The organism is Fulvivirga sedimenti (assembly GCF_020328055.1).
Window position 1 is genome coordinate 297397 of record NZ_JAIXNE010000003.1, and the last position, 24586, is coordinate 321982.

Annotated in this window: 17 protein-coding genes; 10 read left to right on the forward strand and 7 right to left on the reverse strand. The window is 44.5% G+C overall.

Annotated elements, in window-relative coordinates:
• Nucleotides 1-67: 67 nt before the first annotated feature.
• Nucleotides 68-982 carry a universal stress protein gene (locus LDX50_RS13625; protein ID WP_225697852.1) on the reverse strand — a complete coding sequence of 305 codons (915 nt, stop codon included), beginning with the start codon at nt 980-982 and terminating at the stop codon, nt 68-70.
• An 83-nt stretch (nt 983-1065) separates the two neighbouring features.
• On the opposite strand from LDX50_RS13625, the gene LDX50_RS13630 reads away from it, so the two are divergent.
• From LDX50_RS13630 to LDX50_RS13665, 8 genes are all read left to right on the forward strand, one after another.
• Complete coding sequence (locus tag LDX50_RS13630) at nt 1066-2043, forward strand: sodium-dependent bicarbonate transport family permease (protein ID WP_225697853.1); 978 nt, start codon at nt 1066-1068, stop codon at nt 2041-2043.
• Nucleotides 2040-2333, forward strand: coding sequence for a P-II family nitrogen regulator (locus LDX50_RS13635; protein ID WP_225697854.1), 294 nt, complete (start codon nt 2040-2042; stop codon nt 2331-2333). Before LDX50_RS13630 ends, LDX50_RS13635 begins: the two co-directional genes overlap by 4 nt.
• A gap of 86 nt (nt 2334-2419) precedes the next feature.
• Nucleotides 2420-4147: an amidohydrolase gene (locus tag LDX50_RS13640; protein WP_225697855.1), complete on the forward strand. Its 1728-nt coding sequence runs from the start codon at nt 2420-2422 to the stop codon at nt 4145-4147.
• A 97-nt stretch (nt 4148-4244) separates the two neighbouring features.
• Entirely contained in the window at nt 4245-4787 is a 543-nt protein-coding gene (locus LDX50_RS13645) for a nuclear transport factor 2 family protein (protein WP_225697856.1), read from the forward strand.
• Between the two features lie 213 nt (nt 4788-5000).
• Complete coding sequence (locus LDX50_RS13650) at nt 5001-8054, forward strand: DUF1553 domain-containing protein (RefSeq protein WP_225697857.1); 3054 nt, start codon at nt 5001-5003, stop codon at nt 8052-8054.
• 6 nt (nt 8055-8060) lie between these two features.
• Nucleotides 8061-9494: a DUF1501 domain-containing protein gene (locus tag LDX50_RS13655; RefSeq protein ID WP_225697858.1), complete on the forward strand. Its 1434-nt coding sequence runs from the start codon at nt 8061-8063 to the stop codon at nt 9492-9494.
• 14 nt (nt 9495-9508) lie between these two features.
• Nucleotides 9509-10549, forward strand: a complete 1041-nt coding sequence (locus LDX50_RS13660) for an NHL repeat-containing protein (RefSeq protein ID WP_225697859.1) — start codon at nt 9509-9511, stop codon at nt 10547-10549.
• Nucleotides 10550-10574: 25 nt separating this feature from the next.
• Nucleotides 10575-11465, forward strand: coding sequence for a dienelactone hydrolase family protein (locus tag LDX50_RS13665; RefSeq protein ID WP_225697860.1), 891 nt, complete (start codon nt 10575-10577; stop codon nt 11463-11465).
• A 42-nt stretch (nt 11466-11507) separates the two neighbouring features.
• On the opposite strand, the gene LDX50_RS13670 is transcribed toward LDX50_RS13665, so the two are convergent.
• Nucleotides 11508-12212 carry a gluconate 2-dehydrogenase subunit 3 family protein gene (locus tag LDX50_RS13670; protein WP_225697861.1) on the reverse strand — a complete coding sequence of 235 codons (705 nt, stop codon included), beginning with the start codon at nt 12210-12212 and terminating at the stop codon, nt 11508-11510.
• Nucleotides 12213-12216: 4 nt separating this feature from the next.
• The gene (locus LDX50_RS13675) at nt 12217-13935 is read right to left on the reverse strand and encodes a GMC family oxidoreductase (protein WP_225697862.1); all 1719 of its coding nucleotides are present in this window, start codon (nt 13933-13935) and stop codon (nt 12217-12219) included.
• Between the two features lie 291 nt (nt 13936-14226).
• On the opposite strand from LDX50_RS13675, the gene LDX50_RS13680 reads away from it, so the two are divergent.
• The gene (locus LDX50_RS13680) at nt 14227-15063 is read left to right on the forward strand and encodes a hypothetical protein (RefSeq protein ID WP_225697863.1); all 837 of its coding nucleotides are present in this window, start codon (nt 14227-14229) and stop codon (nt 15061-15063) included.
• An 11-nt stretch (nt 15064-15074) separates the two neighbouring features.
• Nucleotides 15075-16145, forward strand: coding sequence for a DUF4185 domain-containing protein (locus LDX50_RS13685; RefSeq protein ID WP_225697864.1), 1071 nt, complete (start codon nt 15075-15077; stop codon nt 16143-16145).
• A 6-nt stretch (nt 16146-16151) separates the two neighbouring features.
• Here LDX50_RS13685 and LDX50_RS13690 read toward each other — a convergent pair whose 3' ends face one another.
• The 4 genes from LDX50_RS13690 to LDX50_RS13705 form a co-directional block, all read right to left on the reverse strand.
• A complete protein-coding gene (locus LDX50_RS13690; RefSeq protein ID WP_225697865.1) occupies nt 16152-16574 on the reverse strand; it encodes a lipocalin family protein in 423 nt (140 codons plus the stop codon).
• Between the two features lie 108 nt (nt 16575-16682).
• Nucleotides 16683-20864, reverse strand: coding sequence for a hybrid sensor histidine kinase/response regulator transcription factor (locus tag LDX50_RS13695; RefSeq protein ID WP_225697866.1), 4182 nt, complete (start codon nt 20862-20864; stop codon nt 16683-16685).
• A gap of 160 nt (nt 20865-21024) precedes the next feature.
• The gene (locus LDX50_RS13700; RefSeq protein WP_225697867.1) at nt 21025-22137 is read right to left on the reverse strand and encodes a serine hydrolase domain-containing protein; all 1113 of its coding nucleotides are present in this window, start codon (nt 22135-22137) and stop codon (nt 21025-21027) included.
• 191 nt (nt 22138-22328) lie between these two features.
• Nucleotides 22329-24584, reverse strand: a complete 2256-nt coding sequence (locus LDX50_RS13705) for a xanthine dehydrogenase family protein molybdopterin-binding subunit (protein ID WP_225697868.1) — start codon at nt 24582-24584, stop codon at nt 22329-22331.
• Nucleotides 24585-24586 lie beyond the last annotated feature (2 nt).

The window sequence follows — 24586 nt, forward strand, 5'->3', positions numbered from 1 at the left end:
ATAGTAATACTATCATATATGATATTCCTCTAACGCAAAAAATGAAATAAGGTTATACTGAAGTGAATTATTTTCCGAGAAGTGCCTTTATCAGGCCGACATTTTCACCTGGCTTCTTTACTACCAGCAGGTACCTGTCTGTTAAGCCTGAATAAACCCGTTCGGAAACACTGCCAAGTAATGCAGCAGCTGCTGCTGTTTTTCCACGTGCCCCGATTATAATCATATCGGCAGGGTGATTTGATGCCCATTTCAGGATGGACTGACCGATATCCGTCGATTTATTGATGCCTTCGATGAAGCAGTCAGGATTGATCGCACGGAAAGGCTCCACGAATTCCTTTAGTTTGTGCTCTGTGTAAGTAGCCAGCTTCTGATCAAGCAGGTTTCTCTTGACGAGAATTTCTTCCACCTCATCGACAGTTTCTGCGACCTGATTGATGTATTTGGATGAATCACGGTAAACCGTCAGGCAACTGGTATGTTTATGAAGACTTTCTGCAACATGCATGGCCTGCAAACTGTGCTCAGAAAAATCGACCGGCACCAGTACATGTTGAAATTCCATCTCCTTCTCAGGAACGAACAGAATACTGATGCCCGACTTTCGTGCTATTTTCCTTTCCACCAACCCCTCATTTCCTTTTTTACCAACAACGACCAGGTCATTTTCCAGATCCTGGGTAAGTTGTAAAATAACAGTTAGTGCATGCCCTTCACGAACTTCTATATCATAAGGTGTGGTTATACCCGATTCATTTATATATTGCTGAATCCTGTTTTCATAGAATCGTAATTCGGGTTCATTGAGGTCCGGAATATCAGACAGTACTTCCCGGGGCAGGTCGGCTGGATGAACTACATGTAAAAATGTTAACCTTTCAGGCTTAAGTTCCTTTTCAAGTTTAACCAGGTTGGAAAAAATGTACTGATCTGTATCAGACATGTCCAATGCGATTAACCAATTTTTATAGAAGTTCATATATATTAAATAATAGTAATACTTTTATTATAGATAGATTAACAATCATATTTTCGCAATGTTATAAAAAAAACTGATTATTCATGTCATCAGATATCCTCATACAAAATCTGCTGAACCCTGCAGTTCTTTTTTTCTTCCTTGGATTACTGGCAGTATTTATACGTTCAGACCTTGAAATCCCCCAACCCATCCCGAAGTTTCTTTCCCTCTATCTGCTGCTGTCAATTGGTGTGAAGGGCGGAGTAGAGTTGTCCCACAGCGGCATAACGAGCCATGTGATGACCACCCTGGGGATTGCGGTCTTCATGTCGCTCCTGGTACCGCTCTATTCATTCTACATTCTGAAGAAACGGGTAAGTATTTATGACGCCGGCGCCATCGCCGCGACCTATGGATCGATCAGCGCCGTAACATTTATTACTGCAACTTCTTTCTTGAAGGATCTTAATATTGAATATGGCGGACATATGGTTGCAGCCATGGCTCTGATGGAATCCCCTGCGATTATTGTGGGCGTTTTGCTCATTAATATTTACCGAAAGGATAAAAACGATGAAGAAACGTCCTATGGAAGCATTATCAAAGAAGCGCTTACAAACGGCTCTGTCGTACTGATCCTGGGAAGTCTTATTATCGGACTATTGGGAGGAGAACGAACCGAACAGGCGCTGGAACCCTTTACCGGCGATATTTTCAAAGGTATGCTGGCCTTCTTTCTCCTGGATATGGGCCTTCTCGCGGGTAAACGAATCCGATCACTGCGTAAGGCCGGATCTTTTCTTATTCTTTTCAGCCTTATCATCCCGGTTATTAACGCGGCTATTGGAATTGCTCTTTGTCAGCTTTTCCATATCAATATAGGTGATTCCCTTCTGCTGGTTGTGCTGCTTGCAAGTGCCTCCTATATCGCCGTTCCGGCAGCAATCCGGATTACAGTTCCTGAAGCTAATCCCGGATTATATGTACCGATGTCGCTTGCAATCACATTCCCATTTAATATCATACTGGGGATTCCCGTTTATTATCACATTCTGGAATATTTAAATTTACATACATGAAAGCACTGAAACGTGTAGAGATTATCACCGGATCCCTGGAATCTTCCAAGGTCATCAGAATCCTGGATCAAAATCAAATCAACGGATACACCCTGATTAAAAATGTCCTGGGACGCGGAGACAAAGGTGAACAGGATGGCGAAGGACTGCATAATGCTTTTCAAAACACATATTTCCTTGTGGCATGTTCTGAAGAAGAGCTGAATAAAATAACCGAACCGCTTCGGAAGCTGCTTAAAACTTCCGGTGGGGTCTGCCTCATCAGTGACGCTCAGTGGCTTATGCACTGATGAATCAACTCCTGTTCATACAATCGGAGTTAGGCAGCTGTATACATTTTTATTAATTTTATCACTCATCGGTTTACGCTCATAGAATGAAAAATTTCACCTACTTGTATATCCTCGTTTTGACGTTTGCGCTATTCGCCTCCTGTACGTCGGAAAATAATGACAACATCGAAAACACGAAGCCTGGTCAGTCTTCCTTGTACTTTAACGGTGATATCATCACTATGGAAGGCGACTCACCCGAATATGCAGAAGCCCTGGTTGAACAAAGTGGGAAAATTTTATTCGTAGGTACTGAGGAAGAAGCACGTGAAAAGGCCGGAACGAATTATGCAGAGATTGACCTGAAGGGCAAGACACTTGTTCCCGGTTTTATTGATGGCCACGCCCATTTCTACGGTTTCGGTGCTCAGGCGGTAATGGCAAATCTCCTGGCAAGTCCCGACGGAAACTGTGACAGTATTCCCGCCCTTATTACCACATTGAAAGAATGGCATGCCGCTAACGGAACCGACAAGACCAAGGGTTGGATCGTCGGGATGGGATTCGACGATGCAGTGCTGGCTGAAAAACGCTTTCCAACAAAAGAGGATTTGGATCAGGTCTCAACAGAAATACCAATTATGGTCATCCATATCTCAGGACACTTCTCAGTTGTGAATTCCAAAGGTCTTGAACTGCTCAACATCACTTCTGAAACAATGAACCCCGAAGGTGGCGTGATTCGTCGTATGGAAGGGTCCAACGAACCCAACGGCGTGCTTGAAGAACTCGCTGCCATTCCTGCCATGATCGATAAAATCAGTCCGACCGAACCCGAAATGATCGATTATTACATGGACAAAGGTCAGGAAATGGCGGTACGATATGGTTACACAACTGCTGTGGAAGGTCGTGCCATGAGCAATCATGAGCAAATTGCTGATTATGCCAGCCGGGGAAAGCTAAACATTGATATTTTGTCGTATATCGATTACATGTTCCCCCGGTACATGGAAACGGAATGGTATAGCAAGGAATATAAAAATCATTATCGCATTGCCGGACTTAAACTGACACTGGACGGATCACCCCAGGGAAGGACAGCCTGGAGAACCATCCCCTACCTGATCCCTCCTGACGGGCAGAAGGATGGATATAGCGGATACCCTGCCATACCTGAAGACGAGAAAGTGATGGAGATCGTTGATCTCGCATTTGCAAATAACTGGCAGCTCAAAACACATTGCAACGGCGACGCTGCATTTGATCAGTTATGCCGGGCATTGGGTCCTGCTGTAGCCAAATATGGGAACCAGAACCGAAGAAATACATTAGTTCACGGACAACTGATCCGGCCGGATCAAATAGACAGCCTTAAAAAATATGATCTTATCGCCTCACTTTTCCCCATGCATACATTCTACTGGGGCGACTGGTATGACGAGATCATCGGCCCGGATAAGGCACAACAAATCAGTCCGATCAAATCTGCATTGAACAAAGGTGTACGCGTTACCAGTCACACCGACGCCCCGGTGGCACTCCCGAACCTTATGATGATCATGTGGACCACCGTAAACCGTGTGAGCCGCAGCGGTAAAATTATGGGGCCCGCTGAACGACTTACACCTTACGAAGCACTTCAGTCATTTACCATTGGAGGCGCATATCAGTTCTTTGAGGAGAATGAGAAGGGAAGCTTAAAAGCAGGAAAACTAGCTGATATGGTGATACTTGACCAAAATCCGCTGAAAGTTGATCCGATGAAACTCAAGGAAATAAAAGTGCTCCAAACCATCAAGGGTGGTAAGACCGTTTATTCTGCGATGTAGACACATTAAATAGAATTATCTGTCTGATGATCAGAAGATAATTCTATTATTTCGGTTTATTTTTTGTATTTTGATTGACAATCAACCAATCAAAACTATGAGAAAATTAACCCTAGTGCTGTTTGCAGCATCAATGTTTTTTGCTTGCGGTCAGCAAGAGCAGGCACCCCCACCACCCCCACCTGTTGAAGAACCTGCAGGACCCGTAACTGTAAATGCAGATGAAAAATATGTAGCTATCTGTAAAGATGGACTGGCAGCCATGTCCAGTGGTGATATGGAGCGATTTGTATCTGACTTTACCGATAATGTAGTATATCAGTTTGCCTATGGAGACAGCCTTGTTGGCAAAACAGCAGTTCTGGAATACTGGAAGGATCGTCGTGAAAACGCCATCGAGGATATTAATTTCTCCAATAGCGTATGGCTGTCCGTAACAGTAGACGCTTCCAACAATTATAACGTTGCTCCCGGAGACTGGGTAATGGGCTGGTTCTTAACAACAGCCTCCTACAAAGCCACGGGCAAAAGTATGACGCAAAATATTCATACCTTGTATCATTTTAATGGTTCAGGAAAAGTTGATAGGGTAATTCAATACCTTGATCGTGCCGCAATAATGCAGGCGAGCAGTCAGTAATTAATATAAAGGTCCCGTCTGGAAATAGACGGGACTTTTACATTATATACTTCAACCAATTAGATACCACCCTTAGAAATTTGGGGATCAATCATTATATTATGAGATGATTTTTGCTTCCATATGAGGTTACCTGGTTTTCGATCAATTCTTTGGCTTCCGGCCAGTTTTTTTATAATACTGACAAGCTGTGGCCCGAATATTCCTGAGGGAGTGGAAACTTCGTTTTCTTCTCTTCCCGAAGAAATTGACTTCAACCTTGATGTAAAGCCCATACTATCCGACCGTTGTTATCACTGCCATGGTCCGGATAAAAATAAGCGCAAGGGAAAGTTACGGCTCGACACGCGTGACGGACTTTTCGAAGCCCTCGAAAATGGGGAGAAAGCCTTTGTACCGGGAAAATTGTCCAGGAGCGCAGCCATCGGGCGCATCCTGCACACCGATCCGGAGTTAATGATGCCCCCTCGGGAGTCGAACAGGTTCTTATCTGACCGTGAAAAAGCAATTCTGATTAAATGGGTGGAAAGCGGAGCTCAATGGAAGGAGCATTGGGCCTATATTTCACCGGAAAAAGCCAATCCACCGGCTCGGATTTCCGGATGGAATGCCAACAACGAAATCGATCTGTTCATTCAGGAAAAACTGAAGTTGCGGAATCTCGAGCCGGCACTTCAGGCTGATAAGGAACGGCTGCTCAGAAGGGTAACCCTCGACTTGACAGGGCTGCCGCCAACCATTGAAGAGCAGGATGCTTTTCTGGCTGATTCAGATGAAAATGCCTATGAAAAGGTGGTGGACAGGCTGCTGGCGTCAAAAGCCTACGCGGAAAGGATGACTTTGGAATGGCTGGATGTGGCGAGGTATGCAGATTCACACGGGTTTCATGCAGACGGGGCCCGCACCATGTGGCCCTGGAGGGACTGGGTGATCGAAGCATTCGATCAGAATATGCCTTATGATACCTTCGTAACCGAACAGCTAGCCGGAGATCTCATCCCTGATGCAAAACGGGAGCAGATCGTGGCCACTGCATTTAACCGAAATCATCCCATGACTGCTGAAGGGGGTGTGGTGGATGAAGAATTCAGGCTGGAGTATGTGGCCAACCGAACCAATACCCTGGGTACAGCATTCCTCGGGCTAACACTGGAATGCGCACGATGCCACGACCACAAATTCGATCCGATCACACAGAAGGAATATTACCAGGTAAGTGCCTTTTTCAACAATATGCGCGAGCTGGGCATGACTGGTGACGATGGCGATTTTGGCCCTATGCTGCCATTGCCCAGTTCTCAAACCGACAGCATCATTGCCTACCTGAATGAGGAGATATCTAGCCTGGAAACGGGACAATCCTCTGTTTCAAAAACTACCAAAAGACAGGAACCCGTTCTTCGGCAGCAACTTGATAAGATCACTCCTACAGATTCTACAAAATTCATGGACCGCAATCCCAATGTCTATGCGCAAGGTCCCGTGGAACTCATCGACGGTGTAAATGGAAAAGCTGTTTTATTCAATAACCAGGACGCCCGCCTCTATATCAATAATTTTGGACAGTTCGAGGCATTTGAACCTTTTACGGTAAGCGCATGGGTACGCGCAGACAAGGAAACAGGGAAGACCAAAGTGATTATTGGGAATGCCGGTGAAAAGAATAATCTATGGCGCGGCTGGGATGTTTACCTCGACTCCACAAATCACCTGAGTTTCAGGCTCATCAATACCCTCCCTCACAACATGATTCACGTCAGATCCGCAGATACGATTAAACTGGGCCAATGGACTCAGGTTTTGGTATCCTATGACGGGTCATTAAAAGCTTCCGGAGTTAAAATGGGAATTAACGGTGACCAGGTAAAAACTAATATTCTGTACGATCGTCTTTATAAAAACATCCTTCCAACCAACGTTTCAAGGACCCGCGACAAGCGGGGCGTCGTTCTCGGTAAGAGTTACAGAAGCTTTACTGGTGACAATGGTATTCTGAAAGGCTCTATTGATGAACTCGCAGTCTACGATTTTGCAGTCGACCCGATGGAGTTTAAATCCATTTATGAATCGACAAGGAATGGTTCCGTGGCAGGTGTAACCAGGAGAATTTCACAAGAGGAACGGAAGCTTCAGGAACTACGAAAGAAAAAAATCTACACCCTGGATACCATACCTGAACTTATGGTCATGGAGGAAATGGAGGATAAGAGGCCAACTTTTATTCTGACAAGGGGCGAATATGACAAACCTACAGAAAAGGTCCAGCCTGCTACGATCGATAAAGTCCTCCCATTTGATGAAAGCTACACGAGAAACAGACTCGGACTCAGCAAATGGCTGTTCGACAGAAATAATCCGCTTACCGCCCGTGTTGCCGTAAATCGTTACTGGCAGATGATCTTCGGAAGGGGTATTGTTTCAACCGTGAATGATTTCGGCAGTCAGGGTGCACTCCCCTCCCATCCAACGTTGCTTGACTGGCTTGCTGTAGATTTTATTGAAAACGGCTGGGATGTGAAGGCATTACTGAAAAAGATGGTAATGAGTGCGACCTATCAGCAATCAAGCCAGGATTCCAGGGATAAATTTGAAGCAGACCCCGAAAATATATTCCTGGCCAGGGGACCCAGTTATCGACTTCAGGCTGAAATGATACGTGATAATGCTCTGGCTTCCAGTGGATTATTAAATCGGAAAATTGGCGGTCCCAGTGCTAAACCATATCAACCCGACAGTCTATGGATTGAACTGGGAAATTTTTCACACTTCCTCCTTTACTATAGACAGGATCATGATGATCAGCAGTACCGCCGAAGCATGTATACGTTTATCCGCCGGACATCTCCGCCACCCAACATGATCATTTTCGATGCAACAAACAGGGAGGTTTGCACTGTATCGAGAGAACGCACGAATACACCGCTGCAGGCATTGGTGTTGCTCAATGATCAACAATATGTTGAGGCCAGTAAGGCATTAGCCTACAGGATAAGAACCATGCCCAATTCTGAAGATGTTGAATCGCAAATTGAAAACGGATTCCGTCTCGTCTTGTGTCGAAAACCGAACCGTGATGAATTAGCGGTACTTACGCGGCTGTATGAAAGTGAACTGAATGCTTTCCGTGAAGATCAGCAAAGTGTAAAAGAACTGTTGGCAGTGGGCGACTTTGAGATTCCCGACGAATGGCAAAATGCTGAATTAGCAGCACTCACACTGGTCTCAAGCACGCTTTACAACATGGATGAATCCTATATGAAACGATGAAGTACTATGTGTCATAATCAACACAGCAATTACACACGAAGAGACTTTCTTACCCGCACCTCATTGGGTCTTGGAGCGTTATCGCTGGGTTCGCTGCTCAATGGTACCGGCGCATTTGGCAACTCACTATGGCAGGATAATGCCCCACCCCATTTTCCTGCACGTGTGAAACGGGTCATTTACCTATTCCAGAGTGGTGCACCTTCGCAGTTAGACTTGTTTGATTACAAGCCCCAGCTTATTAAGATGAATGGCGAACAACTCCCTGAAAGTATTCGAAAGGGACAGCGTCTCACGAATATGACAGCGGGTCAGTCATCCTTCCCACTGGTAGGCTCCATTTTTGATTTTAAGCAGCATGGTGAAAGTGGCGCATGGATCAGCAGTCTGATGCCTTATACAGCACAGATCGCAGATGATCTCACCTTCATCAAATCGATGTATACCGAAGCAATTAATCACGATCCTGCTATAACCTTTATTCAGACGGGATCCCAGTTCCCCGGACGACCATCGATTGGCTCCTGGGTGAACTATGGCCTGGGAAGTGATAATGAAAATCTGCCTGCCTTCGTGGTGTTGGTGACAAAAAACAAATTCGGACAGCCACTATATTCACGGTTATGGGGTAATGGCTTTCTTCCTTCTGAATACCAGGGGGTACAGTTCCGTGCGGGTAAAAATCCTGTACTTTATCTGAGTAATCCTCCGGGGGTTACAGAAACTGCACGCCGGCGCCAACTTGACGCGTTAGGGGATGTACAGCAAATCCAGTTCGATAAGGAAGGTGACCCGGAAATTCTGGCGCGCATGTCACAGTATGAAATGGCCTACCGCATGCAAACCTCAGTCCCCGAGATCATGGATGTTTCCGGAGAGCCTGAGTATATCTACAATCTTTACGGTGAGGACAGCAGGAAACCAGGTACATTCGCCGCCAATTGCCTGCTGGCAAGACGGTTAATTGAAAAGGATGTAAAATTTGTTCAGCTCTACCATCAGGGCTGGGATCAGCATTATGCCTTGCCCGAAAATATAAGAATTCAATGCAAGGAAACCGATCAGCCAACTGCCGCATTGATTCAGGATCTGAAGCAGCGCGGGCTACTCGAAGACACACTTGTGATCTGGGGAGGAGAATTCGGACGGACAAACTACTCACAGGGCACACTAAATGCAACAAGTTTTGGAAGGGATCACCATCCAAAGTGCTTTACTATTTTCATGGCAGGTGCGGGAGTGAAACCAGGAATCAGCTATGGAACTACGGATGAGTTCGGATATAATGTTGCAAGCGACGGAGTGCACATTCACGACTTTCAGGCAACCCTCATGCATCTGTTGGGTGTTGACCATGAAAGGCTCACCTTTAAATACCAGGGACGGAGATTCCGGTTAACCGATGTGCATGGCAAAGTGGTAAAGGATATTCTTTCATAAATAATACAAGCAAAATGCCGACAAGAAGAAAATTCATCAAGGGAAGTGCCGCTGCACTGGCATTGGCATCATCAACTCCGGCATTTTCAATTGCTAAGATCCGGCATTCCAAAAATGCTCCGGTTGTTGGACATGGCGCTCATACCTACCGTGTACACAAATCATGGGGTGATCAGGACCCTGCTAAAATTCCGGTTCGTGATTGCCACGAAATGGTTCAGGACCGTTCAGGAAGATTGATTCTTCTTACCAACCATGTGAAGAATAACATTATTATTTACGACCGAAGCGGTAAGGTTACAGATACGTGGACACTTGAAACTCCTGGAGCGCATGGATTAACCATCGTTGATGAAGGGGGTGAGCAATTCCTCTTCATTACAGATGAACGGATAAATAAAGTTTACAAAACCACCCTTGACGGCCGTGTTTTGCTCAAACTGGATTATCCAACCATGATCCCGGCGTATACCGAAGCGGCTAAATGGAAGCCAACAGAAGTGGCCGTTGCACAGAATGGAGACTTTTATGTGGCAGATGGCTATGGCCTCAACTACATCGTTCAATATTCTCCACAAGGAGAATATATACGGCATTTTGGCGGTCAGGGAGATGGGGATACGGAATTCCAGTGTTGCCATGGTGTAACATTGGACACGCGTTTCGGAAGAAATGAATTGCTCATTACATCGCGGACGAAAAATGAATTCAAACGGTTCAGCCTGGAGGGTGAGCACCTGGAAACAATCAGCCTTCCGGGTTGCTGGATCTGCAGGCCGGTTATTAAGGGCGATGAGCTTTACTTTGCAGTAATCGTTAGCAAAGAGTGGTTCAGCTACGACGGTATGCTGGCCATCCTTGATAAAAATAACAAAGTAGTTTCATTACCCGGAGGAAGCGAGCCTGGGTATGAAAACGGCATGCTGGTTCCGCCTATATCTGATGATGTGACCTTTATGAACCCGCACGACGTCTGTATTGATAATGATCTGAATATCTATGTTCCCCAATGGTATTCGGGCAGAACATATCCGATTATGCTGGAAAGAGTTTAGAAAAAATTAAAACGAAATAAGTACCATGGGAGAATTACGAAAGGAAGATGTAAAACAGGAAGTTTTTGACTTGTATGATGATTATGCACATAATCGTATTGAGCGCCGGCAATTTATGGAAAGGCTGTCGGCCTATGCAGTTGGCGGAATTACACTGCCATCATTGCTGAGTTTTGTTATGCCGAATTACCAGGACAGGATACAGGTGCCTGCCAACGATCCACGGCTGAAAACTGAGACTATTGAATACGATTCTCCCAAGGGTGGCGGAAAGATAAAAGCACAATTATCAAGGCCTGTCAGCAGCTCCGGGAAATTGCCCGGCATCGTGGTGGTTCACGAAAACCGCGGATTAAACCCGCACATCGCCGACGTAGGAAGAAGAGCTGCGCTTGCCGGATTTATCTCCGTTTCACCCGATGCCCTGTCCCCTCTCGGAGGTTATCCGGGCAATGATGATGATGGCCGTACCATGCAGCGTGAACGTGACCGCGATGAGATGCTGGAGGATTTTATCGCAGCTTTTGAATATCTCAAAAACCACCCCGGATGTACAGGTAAAATCGGTGTGGTTGGTTTCTGTTTTGGCGGATGGATTTCCAACATGATGGCGGTTCGAATCCCTGACCTGGGTGCAGCCGTTCCTTTTTATGGCGGACAGCCCTCTGCCGATGAGATACCGAACATCCAGGCTCCGCTCCTCATCCATTATGCCGGATTGGATGAACGTGTGAATGCCGGATGGCCTGATTACAAAAAAGCCCTTGAAGAAAATAAGAAAGAGTTCACGACCTACATTTATCCCGATGTGAACCATGGTTTTCACAACGACACCACAGGAAGATTTGATGCTGATTCGGCCAGGCTTGCGTGGGAACGTACGGTGGCATTCTTTAAAGAGAAACTGACTAAGTGAATCCTATTAACCAATACTTCTCAGAAATTTGATTAGAACTTTCTAACTAATCAAATTACCTTCATCATCCCACTGGGCAATGTCTGCGCGTTTGTCCTGATCCACGCACTTGGCCAGCCAGGCGGGATCATAGGCCACCCCATGCTGATCCAATACCTCCTGTGGAACACCATCCCAGACATTCGGGGTATTGCCCTTATAGCCGAGGTCATCCAGGCCCATTCGAGTGGTATAGTATCCCGTCAGCACAAGATTCCGAATCCTGGAAAAGAAAGCTACTCCCTGTGCCAGCTCTGGAGCGGCATCATCGGGGTAAGCAATTTGATCCAGTATTTGCTTTTGTTGGGCTGCTGTAGACGAACTGAAATTAGTTTTGAATAATCGGTTTGAATAATTATCAAGCCACATCAATCCACCCCGCATGGGTGTTTGATGGTAAGTAATATCCTTCACAATAAATTCAATGAATTCAGGCACTCCCGCCTCAGTGGCGGAGCCGGCCGTATCGGATGCCGGAAGAATCAAATCACAAAGTACTGCGATTGTATCAATTTCACTGTCATTGAAAAAAGTCTGATCCATTAATTTGGCATCGTGTGCTTTTTCCTTATCTGTTCGCCCATATGCAGGCGCTTCAGGAAGCAACGGTGGCGTGCTCACATTGGTTGCCGGTTCACATGAAGTGAGGATCAGTCCGCCTCCTATTCCACCGGCAAGTAATGACTTTATGGTTTCTCTTCTGTCCATGATATTAAATATTCCGTTGCTTAATCTGTTCAACAATGTAATCTGAAGTGCGCCATGATAACGCCAGAATGGTCCAGGTAGGGTTTTTATCAGCCTGTGACACGAACGGACCGCCATCCACGATAAATACATTCTTCGCGTCATGAAGCTGCTGATACCGGTTCACTACCGATTTCCTGCGGTCGTCTCCCATCCGTGTGGTTCCAACTTCATGAATGATCCTGCCCGGCGCAGCCAGTCCGTAGTCCTGATCCTTCCCGGGTTTCGAACCCAGCACAACTCCTCCCATTCCGTCAAATACCTCTTCAAATGTATCATGCATGTGCCGGGCCTGGTTGCGTTCATGATCAGACCAGGTATAATTAAAACGCAAAACCGGTATACCGAACTCATCGACCACATTGGGGTCGATCTCACAGTAATTATCCTCCCGCGCGATACATTCTCCCCGGCCCGAAAGCCCAACTACAGAGCCGTAGAATTTCTTCACGTCATCCCGAAGCTGATTTCCATACCCTCCGACTTTCTCACCGATATATTGGTTAAGGTCATTGGGATTAAATCCGAATCCATAGGACGGCATTCCCATGCCACCCCAGACCTCCATGTGGTACCCGCGAGGAAAATCGAGCTCTTTATTATCAAGCCACCACGGGAAGTATATATGGGCACCGCCTACACCATCTTCGTTATAAGTTTTACGGTTCATCAGGTCGGGTATAAACGCTGCCCTGCTGGCACCTGTTGAGTCATGTAAATACTTACCCACAACACCACTGCTGTTTCCTAAACCTGCAGGATGCTGGGCGCTTTTTGAATTAAGCAGAATACGTGCAGAGCTACAGGCTGATGCGGCAAGAACAACCACTTTCCCCCTCAACGCATACTCCTGTCTATCTTCTTTATTCACGTATGACACTCCGGTTGCTTTTCCCTCATTATCGGTAAGTACTTCCCGCACCATGCTGTTCACATAGAGGTCGATCTGACCCCCTGCTTTTTGTGCCGGGAAAATCAGACAGGTTCCAGAGGAAAAATCGGCATATACGGAACAGGCCCGGTTGCACTGACTGCAATAAAAGCACACTCCACGTTCTTCATTGATCCGCTTGGTTAAAATTGACAGCCGGTTTGGAATGACCGTAACTCCTGCTTTTTTGGCGCCTTTAATGAAATACAATTCATGCAGCCGAGGCTTTGGGGGCGGTAGAAAAAACCCATCCGGTTCATTGGGTATATTCTCTTTGGAACCGAATACGCCTATCAGTTTGTCTACCCGGTCGTAATATGGCTTAACATCCTCATATCCGATCGGCCAGTCCTCACCCAATCCGTCGATGCTTTTATGTTTGAAATCATTGGGGCCAAACCGCAATGATATTCTTCCCCAGTGATTCGTTCGTCCGCCCAGCATCTGGGACCTGAACCAGTCGAACCGTGTCCCGGGCGCATTGGTATACGGCTGGCCTTCAATTTCCCAGCCTCCATAGGCGCTGTCAAAGTCGCCGAAAGGCCGAACACTCGAAGCTCCCCTTCTCGGAGATTCCCAGGGCCATTTAAGTTGGGTTCGCTGTTCCGGGGCTGCCGGGTCGTAATACGGACCGGCTTCTACCACAGCCACTTTGAGACCTGATTCAGAAAGTACTTTCGTTGCCATTCCTCCACCGGCACCGGATCCTACAATGATGACATCATAAACGTCGGGTGATTCTTTGATTTGCATAGATACATGGATGAGTCAGACTATAAGATAGTAAAATTCTGAAGGAATGGCAGTGACAGATTTGTAATTAATCTTTGAATAGGTTCAGATCCAAGATGGAATAATTAGGTAGTATTGGAAGATATATGTGAGTATTTGAAAGAATTATGTTAATCTGTTAAAATTCCCAAAAACAGGTATCATAAAAGCGTCAATCATTGGTTGATAGCTGTTAATAGAATCAGTCAAATCCATCGAATTTTGATATGTGGTATTTAGTACCGCTGCTATAGAATCGAAAATTTGAGGACTATGAAATCATTGAAAAACTCTGCGAGGAATTCCTGCAGCTTGTTCGCGCTAATTACTCTTTTCCAAATCACATCGTCAGTAAATACCCTGGCACATCAGCAAATGATGTTTTACGAAACCGATGGTCATTACTGGACAGTTTTACTTGTTTGTAAACAGCTGGGCATTCCTGAGGCTGAAGCGATTGCCTATGCCGCAGAATATCCGGACAATGTAATGAACCAAGACGGGTATATCGTTAAAAGCCGGATGACCTACCTGCTTCCAAAGTCCCAGAAAAAAGTTCATGCACTTACCGGCGGCTTGCCCGAAGAGGAACTGGTAATTTCCAGGATCATGTTAGCGGAAGCTAAATCCGCCAGGCAAAAAGGGACAGCTGCCCATCGCCTGGGAGATACATATGCACATACAAATGATAAAAAGCATAAAATGTTTCCTCACATCATTGGGCATCTTTTTCATATGAAAAAACCAGATCAGATACATAGAAATCCCGGGAAATATCTCCAATATGTAAATGATCTTATCAAATCATTCGGCGGACCGGAGGCTGAGATTGACATGTTTGTATTCAACTACATTTCTGACCATGGATTAGACTCAGAAAAGAATGCGGCAATTCTGAAAACAGAATATAACAGACTAAATGGTGCCCTTGCTTTCAGCGTTGAAAAAGACCATATCACGGTAGTTAACGATTACCTCCTCAGCAGAAATTCCCTTGGGTCATATGCCATACATCGGAATACAGATTCGAAAGGAAGAGATACAGCAACCATAATATTTATTAAGGAAAGTGATTCATACGTTACTAAATATGCATCCCGCAATAAATAACCCCTGTTCTGATGAAAAATTTGACATTCGCTACATCAATTATTTGTTTATCTGTCTTATTCAAATCTCATTTATCTGCGCAATGCATTCCAAATTTCCCATACAAGGATGGATGGATGGGTGGGGATTATGCCATATCTGTGCTTCTCCCCGATGAACGAACGTTATGGTTATTTTCTGATACATTCATAGCCCCCATCGGTGAAAATTCACGCAAAAATGCGGTAATGATTGCCAACACCATGGCCGTTTCAAGTTGCAATGAAGATAAATGGAATATCCGGTATGATTGGAATAGAAAGAAGCCCGATGAGCCGCAAGCGATTTTTTTACATAACGATCCATCCCATAAATACTGGCCAGCAGATGTATTCATTTCCGATAATACGTTATGGGTAATTTTATCTGATATTGGCCCTAAACCAGAAGCTACCTCAGATGATCTATTCGATTTCAAACACTACGGAACGACGATCGCGAAAATAGAAAACTATGGCGATCCTATCTCTGATTGGCTCATTGAATACTCGCCATGGGAAGAAGATTTCGTGCCCAAAGAATGGGTACAAGGTATAATGCACGAAGGTTATTATTATGTCTTTTATTCTGATAATGACCGGATTCTTCTCAGCAGGTTGTTCATCAATGACTACGAAGAACGACTGGAATACTGGTCAGAAGATCTTTCCTGGAAAAGAGGTTTCAATAAAACAGATGCGGCTGTCTTATTTACTGACAAAGTCGGAGGAAGTCTCACATATCACTCAGAGAAAAAAGAATGGATCCTTATTTACGGTCCAAACTTCCTGAGCAACCGTATCATGTACAGGACTGCCACGGACCTCACAGGCCCGTGGTCTGATCCTTATGTATTACTTGAAACCGAGGAAAATACTCCGGGAACACATCGATTCAAATCAACTAATTTCTGTTATGGAGCACATGAACAGAATCAGTTCAATCATGAAGATATGATTGTAATAACTTATGACTGCAATTCATCCAGCATCGATAGCCTGATTAATGACCTTTCAATATATCATCCAAGAGCGATCCACATTAATTACCCTTCTTCAAGATAACCTTAATTACTTCACCAGGGTGTACTTAAAATCGCATCCATCTTCGTCATTACCCGTTAAGGTCAGTGTATTACCCGTGATTTGATAACGCATTTCCTGGCATAAGTCAAACTGACAAATGTTCACTTTATCTCCTGAAACGGTGTAGGTTCCTTCAATATCAAGAAAAGTCGCTCCGGCAAAAATCAAGACAAGTCGAACGGTATTATCTTTTCTAAAAGTAAAGGTGAAACATTCTGTATCAGAACAGCTATACGTACTGTTGCTATTGTTCGATGGATCATCACAGCTGGAGTACACTTCAGAAGTTACTTTCCATGTATTTACAAGGGGGGCATCCGGTGTGGTTTCATCATCATCCTTATTACAGGAGGAAAATGTAAAAAGAACCGATAATAGAAGCAAAATAGAGATTATAAGATTTTTCATGGTGTTTTTTATGCAAGATCATCATAATGATGCGGGCATCGTTAGCACTAATCTTGCGATTTCTAACACATTTATAATACTGTGAAGAGACATGGAATTACGGGACTGTTAATGTCCAGCGGGCGGAGGGTTTTTAAGATATTCAATGGGCGTTAATCCGAATTTCTCCTTAAAGACTTTCGAAAAGTAGGACAGATTATTAAATCCAACCAGGAATGCAATGTCACCCACATTCCCTGCCTGCTGCCGCATCAAATCGGCCGCACGCAGAAGTCGCATATGCCGTATTAATTCATTCGGACTGAATCCTGTAGTTGCATCCATTTTACGATATAGTTGAGTGTAACTTACTCCCAGGTCACGAGCAAGATCTTCCACTCCAAAGTCAGTTTCAGCTAGTCTTTCCTCAATGATTTCCATTGTTTTCTGAATGAAACGTTCATCCATTGACTCCACAATAACCGAGGTTGGATTGATCGTAATTTCCCTGGTATATTTCTCACGAACCAGCTTTCTGTTAAATAGCAAATTTTCAATCCGGATCAGGAGTTCATTAACCTTGAATGGCTTAGGAATATATTCATCAGCCCCAAACTGGTATCCCTTTAATTTTGTTTCAATATCAACTTTTGCAGTAAGTAATATAATTGGTATATGGCAGGTGCGTTCATCTGCTTTTAACTCCTGGCAAACTGTAAGACCATCCTTCAAAGGCATCATAAGATCTGTAATGATGAGGGTAGGTAATTCCCTGATGGCTGCAGCAATTCCCTCCTGCCCATCCTTGGCTTCAAGCATGGCATATGTATCTGATAGCTCAGATCTGATATAATGCCGGAGATCCAAATTATCTTCAATTATCAGAATGGTATCCTGCTGCAGGCTACCGACAGGGAGATGCCCGGAATCATTTATTTGATCTCCTGCATTCTCAGGAGATCCAACCACGTCCTCACTAATCTGAACGCTGATTTCATCATCATTTAAATGAGATCTGCCAAGCGGAAGACGAACTGTAAAGGTTGATCCCTTTCCAGGTACACTTTGTACTTCAATCGTACCATGATGCAGCTCAACAAGTTCCTTTGTAAGTGAAAGACCAACACCACTTCCTTCAAATTCCCTTGTACTGGAAAGATCTACCTGATAAAATAAGTCGAATATTTTACCCAACTCCTCCTCTGATATTCCAATCCCGGAATCACTTACGTTTAAAATCGCACAACCATCCGGAAACTGAGCGTCAGGTGCTGCCTTCAATATTTCAATAGCAATCTGGCCACCCTCCGGCGTATATTTGAATGAGTTCGAAAGCAAATTACCCACTATCTTCTCCAACTTATCCTGATCATAATACATTATGACCCGGACATCTTCCGATATTTTGAAAGTAATTTCTTTTGAGGCTGCAATTGAAAAAAACTGACTTGAGATTAATGAAACAGCCGTTTGCAGTTCCCCGTAAACGCATGATAGTTTCATAGCCGAAGCTTCCTTTTTGGAAAGATCAAGAAGCTGGTTTACCAAATTCAGGAGTCGGGATGCGTTTCTGTACATTTGCTGAAGCTCCGACTTTTCGGCCGGATCCTTAGCCGCCTGGATTCTTTTATCAATTGGACCAAGTAGCAATGTTAATGGGGTACGGAATTCGTGGGAAATATTGGCAAAAAAACGGGACTTCATCAGGTCAAGTTCCTGGTATTTTGAAATTTCCAGCTGCTCTAGTTTAATCCTGGCTTTTAACCTTTCGCGACTTATAATTTGCCTTCTCACGGCCAATAATAACAGAATTATGCCTAATCCATAAAGAGAATAGGCCCACCAGGTTCTCCATGGTGGTGGTAAAATGATTATCTCCATCGAGGCACCTTGTTCATTCCATACCCCATCATTATTGGTGCCTCTGACCCGAAAAGTATACGTGCCGGGATCAAGATTTGTATATGAAATATTTCTTCTTGATCCGGAATCAATCCAATCCTTATCAAATCCAACCATCTGATAGCTATACCTGTTTTTTTGTGGCGCCGTGAAATCGAGTGAAGCAAACTCAAAGGATAATGTATTTTCCAAATATGAAAGAGTATAGCCATTCTTCATTAATTCACGTGGTTCATTGAGGATATTGAATTGAGTGATAACCACCGGAGGAACGGTCAGATTATGTTTCAGACTATCTGGATGAAAAATATTAATCCCATTGATCCCGCCAAAACACAAATAACCATTCTCAAGATTACATCCGGCATTAGAATTGAATTCATTACTCTGAAGACCGTCTTCCACAGAATAATTGATAAACGAATTATCCTCCCGGCTCAACCGGGATATACCTTTAACATGCGATAACCAGAGATCGCCATGAATGTCCTCGAGGATTTTATAAATCGATGAATTTGGCAACGCGCTATTATTCGAATCATAAAATTTCAAAAGGGTAAGACGAACTCCCAATGATGCATCCGGTTCAATCTGATAAGAAAACAGTCCAACATTGGTGCATAACCACAGTAGTCCCTTGCTATCGAATTTTGATGAAAATAACTTCATTGGACGATCCGGCTGCAGAACCATGCTAAACTTATTTTCAGCATTCATGTAATAAACAGCTCCTGACTGAGATGAAACCCACAGATGGCCCATTTTATCCTCTGTGATCGACGCGATGGAGGCATGTTTGTAAGACGATGGATTGTCGGCTGCAGGGATCAGTTTTAAAAACTTTCGATTACCTCCCTGGTCAACATCTGACTTAAAAAGTCCATCATTTGTCCCTGTCCAAAGTGACTGGTCCGCAGCTACGAACGTTGTTCTTACTCCATTATTCTGAAGACTGTAAGGATTTGATGGATCAAATCCATAAATGTCAAATTCTTCCGTGGTTGGATCAAAATGGTATAACCCTCCTCCCAGGGTTCCTATCCATAATGAGCCATCCGAGCCGTCAGATATTGAAAAAATATCAGGATGGGCCATGGTCTTCCTGCTGGTTCCCTGGCGGTATTGAGTAATTGAGTACGGTCCGGCAAAATTATTACGATCAAAAACAACTTTATTAAGTCCGCCTTCCAGACTACCTACCCATATATTACCAGCATCATCCTGTTGAATAGCAAATACGTTGTTTGTGATGAGACTCTGTCCATCAATATCAGATTTACCAATATGTAAAAAACCTTTATTGCTGGAAAGTTTGCTCAGGCCCTTGGAAGCATATCCTATCCAAATGGTTCCTGATCGGTCTTTTAAAATACTTCGAATATCATTTTCCATGATACTTGAAGTATTCAGTGAATTGTACTTAATATTTTCGAAATTGTCCTTCACGGGATCATACACACTTATACCCCATCCGGTCGCAATCCAAATTTTACCATCAGCCGACTTAACCAAATCCCTGGTGTTATTATCGATAAGACTGCTCTGATCAGTGATTACCTTGTTCAGGTCCTGGTAATAATTCCTTACGCGTAATTCATATTCATTATTCAACACATCGATCCGGGAAATACCACCGCCGGGAAATCCTGACCGTGCAATCCAAATTTTACCATTCTCTGTGACCAGGATTGACATAACACTATTATTTCCAATGGTGTTCTTCTCTAATGGGTCATGCCTGATATTAGTAATAAACTTTTCCTGGTCCGGGTTAAAAACGAAAATCCCTTCAGCAGTTCCCACCCATAAATTTCCGTACATATCCTGAGCTAGTGCCCTGGAGTTATTGGTTGTAATGCCGTCAAAAGTGATCGAATATTGCTGAAACCTATTTTCATCCTTCAAAAACTGATGCAGCATTCCCTGACCTTCATTTGTATTTGCTGTGGTGATCCATAACCTTTCATTCTCATCTTTAAAAATCTTAAGAATTACATTGCTACTGATTGAGTTTTGATCATCACCATTTTGCCGGTAAACAGTAAACTTCTCTTGAAATGGATCAAACTGGTTCAATCCGCCACCGTATGTGCCAATCCACAAATTGCCTTCCTGATCTTCCTCGATCGACGAAATATCATTGTAACTAAGAGAAGTGGAGTCAAAGGGATTGTTCCGAAATACCTTGAATTCATAGCCGTCAAAACGGTTTAACCCATCTTCGGTGCCAATCCAGAGAAAGCCCCTGCTATCCTGAAAAATACATTGCACTGTCGCTTGTGAAAGCCCTGATTCAAGATCGAAATGATCAAATTTATATGTGTAATTCCGGGCATGGGGAGGAAACTCTTGGGCATTTTGTGCGAAAGGAATAAAGAACAAAATAATACAGGCAATTAACTTGTTCATTAAATGCATTCCATTAAGTCAGGAAAAGATAGTTATTCTTTCAGAATTAATGGAATGATTTTTTCAGGATAGAATCCTTTTTAAATTCCTCGTCTCAATGGAAATGAGAATAAAAGGAATTAAAGGAGTTACACCCCTTAAAGAAATTGATAAAATGCTGTTATTGATTTGATATGACGATCCTGGTCAGCTTCACGAAATCACGAAAGAAACTTCTCAATTTGGCCATTTCAGTCGTATTTACCTGCATGGCTACCGCAATGGAATATTCCGGAAGATAGACACCAATGGTATAATAACCAGGGAAAAATCCGCTATGACCATATGCTTCACCTACTTCAGGAATTACCAGTTTTTGATAGCCCATCCCGTAACTTCCGCCGATCTCCGGAGAGGGAATATCCTGGAAATAAGTCTCCCCCATCTTTTCCATGTCAAACGCATTTCCCTCGAAGAGCAATTTCAGCCACCGCGCATAGTCGCGCGTCTCAAATGCCAGTCCGCCTCCTGTCCACTCAAACTGGAGGTTGTACCTTGAAATCCCATCTTCAAGCAAATGATCATTAAATCCCAGCGGAGATTCCTTATCCATATATCCCTGCGCCAACTTTTCAATCTTACGCGTATTAGTGGGTAAAATTCCGGTAAGATCCAGTGGTTTCAGCAAACGATCCTTCAAAACAGTATAATATTCTTCCCCCTCAATTTCCTCTATGATCATTCCAAGGAGAATGTAATTCGTATCTGAATAGGCGAAACCCTCTCCTGCACTGAATAATGGCGCATCGTCCAGGACATAAGCAATCAATTCAGCCGGTTTCCATACCCGATCCGGGTTCTTCAGTACTTCTTCGGAAAATTCCGGTTTGAATTCATAGCGCTCCATACCGGACTGATGCCTCAGTAGATTCATGATGGTTAGTTCTTCACTATTCGGCAAACGACTGTACCACTCTTCATCACCGAGCCATTTGGAGGCCCTATCTTCCAACTGCAATTTGTTCTCTTCGATTAACTGCATCAGAACCGCTGCGACAAAAGTCTTCCCCGTACTGCCACTTAAAAGACGATTCCCGGGTGTCATTGGGGTTCCCGATTCTACATCAGCCCAACCTGCTGTAAAAGACGTTGCTTCACCATTGGGATAAGCAACACTGAACACTATACCCGGATATTTACCCTGGGCAATAATACTGTCAACTTCCGCCTGGATTGCTTTGTCCTGTGCATGGCAAAACAGCGGAAAAACCAAAAAAAGGAAACAATATTTCATATAAGTCAATTTGCAATGGTTATGTCTCAACCGATTGTAAGAACACCCAGTATGGTCAGCATTGAATTAATCCATTAATTAAAAAGAAATGCACATATCCAGCAGCTACTAACGGCTGAATATGTGCAAATTTCAAGGAATTATCAATTCCGACCTGACATCAGGTAAAATGCAGATTTAAAAGGTTAATGCTACATCCTTGTTCCGGCACTCTGCAATTCTTTGCCAAAAGGCTGATTGTAGAATCGCTTACCAGTCACCTTGTACATGGCATTTGCCAATGCTGCAAACACAGGCGGGAATAAAGGTTCGCCAAGGCCCGTTGGGTCTTTGTCATTCTCCACAAAGTGCACTTCAATGGATTTTGGCGCTTCCGTCTGCCGAATCATCCGGTATGTGTTGAAGTTTTGTTTCTGGGGCACACCGTCTTCAAACGTCATTTCCCCGAACAGCGCGTTTCCTATACCATCCACGATTGCGCCTTCCCCCATATTGGCGGCGGCATCCGGATTGATCACAATTCCGCAATCCACGGCAGCGATGACCTTGGGAATGACTGGCGTATTATTTTTCATCTCCAGCTCAAGGATTTCGGCTACGTAGGTATTATGACAGAAATATGCTGCAACGCCCCGGTTTGAATTATCCGACTCATTCCATTTTGCCTTATCCCTCACCAGCTTCAATACGCCTGCATACCGATCCGGATCATAATCATTATTTTCTCCTACAGGATTGTTCTTTGCACGGTCAAATAATTCGAGTCGGAATTCGATTGGATCCTTACCAGCAAGTTCGGCCACCTCGTCAAGGAATGACTGTTCTGCCCCACCGATAAAGTTCGATCTTGGAGCACGGAAGGCACCAATCGTGATGTTGGAATTAATAAACCAACCTTCAGCGAGGTAATTATCTACAGCTCCAGCCGGAAAGCGGTTGGCTGCTACCGGGTGTTCCGGAATTCCTCCCCCTTTTACATGGAATGCAATTAGATTATTATTCTCATCAAGCCCGGCCCGGTACGTAGCCGTATACGTAGGCCTGTAAATACCGTAGGACATATCATCTTCGCGGGAATAGACCATCTTTACAGGAGCCTGAATCTTTTGTGAGATCATTGCGGCCTCCACCATGTGGTGACCGTAGGCCCGTTGGCCGAAACCACCGCCCATACGGGACAGCCTGAGATGAATATTTTCCTTGGGCATACCCAAACAGGCCGACAATGTTTGCATAATGAGTTCAGGTGCCTGAATTGGTCCGTACAATTCTGCCTTGTCTCCCTTAACACTGGCAAAGCAATTCACCGGCTCCATGCAGTTATGGGCGAGGTATGGTGCATAATAGGTTCTCTCAATCACCTTGGCAGCGTTTTTAAAGGCAGTTTCCGGATCTCCGTCTTTTCGTAATACCTGTGCAGGCTTTTGAGCCATCTCCTCCATCCTTGACTTATGCCCGGCTGTGCTTTCGGTTCCACCGGGAATCGTAACTTCCTGCTTACCTCCCCATCCGGCAACAACCACTTTCTTGTCGGTCGTTCCCTCCCATTCAACCTTCAGCTGTTTCCTGGCATTCATCACCTGCCAGGTTGTTTCACCAACGATTGCGACCAACTCGGTAAACGATGTGGTATCGAAGCCGTTTCGTTCGTAGTCGTCCTTAAGTGTTTCAAATACAAACACATCACGGATACCCGGCATGTTTTTGACTGATTCTGCATCCACAGATTTAACCTTCAAACCGAAAGCTGGCGGATGGGCGACCATAGCCACAAGCATCCCGTCCTCAAAGTGGTCAATGGAAAACATGGGTTTTCCGGTGACAATATTTTTTGCCTCCACGTTTTTACGTGAAGTTCCGACAATCTTAAAATCACTTATTTCCTTGAGTTCTACTTCTTCCGGCACTTCAAGTGTAGCAGCGAGTGAGGCTACTTCACCGTAGCCTGCCTTTTTACCACTGGCTGTATGGGTAAGCACCCCTTCTGAAGTAGTTATCTCATTGGCTGGAACATTCCAGGTTTGTGCCGCGGCATTCACCAGCATCTGGCGTGCAGTTGCTCCCGCAGTGCGAAGCGGTTTCCATCCAAGTAAAATTCCCATACTGCCGCCGGTAAACTGACGATCGAAGCGCTCCGGAAAGAAATCGGCCTGCTCTACCATCACGTTTTCCCAGTCGACATCCAGCTCCTCGGCAAGTATCATCGGCATGGAGGTTTTTACATTGGATCCGAACTCAGGATTGGGCGACATCAGGTTGATTCGACCATTATTTCCGATCTTAATGTAGCTGTTCAATTCATACCACTCATCCGGGAGTCCGAGCGCCTCCTGCTCCTTAGGTGAGCAACCGGCAAGCCAGCTGAAGCTCAGCATCATACCACCACCTGCCAGGGCGGAAACTTTCATAAAGGACCTTCTGTCTATGGGTGTTTTTAAATTCGTCATGT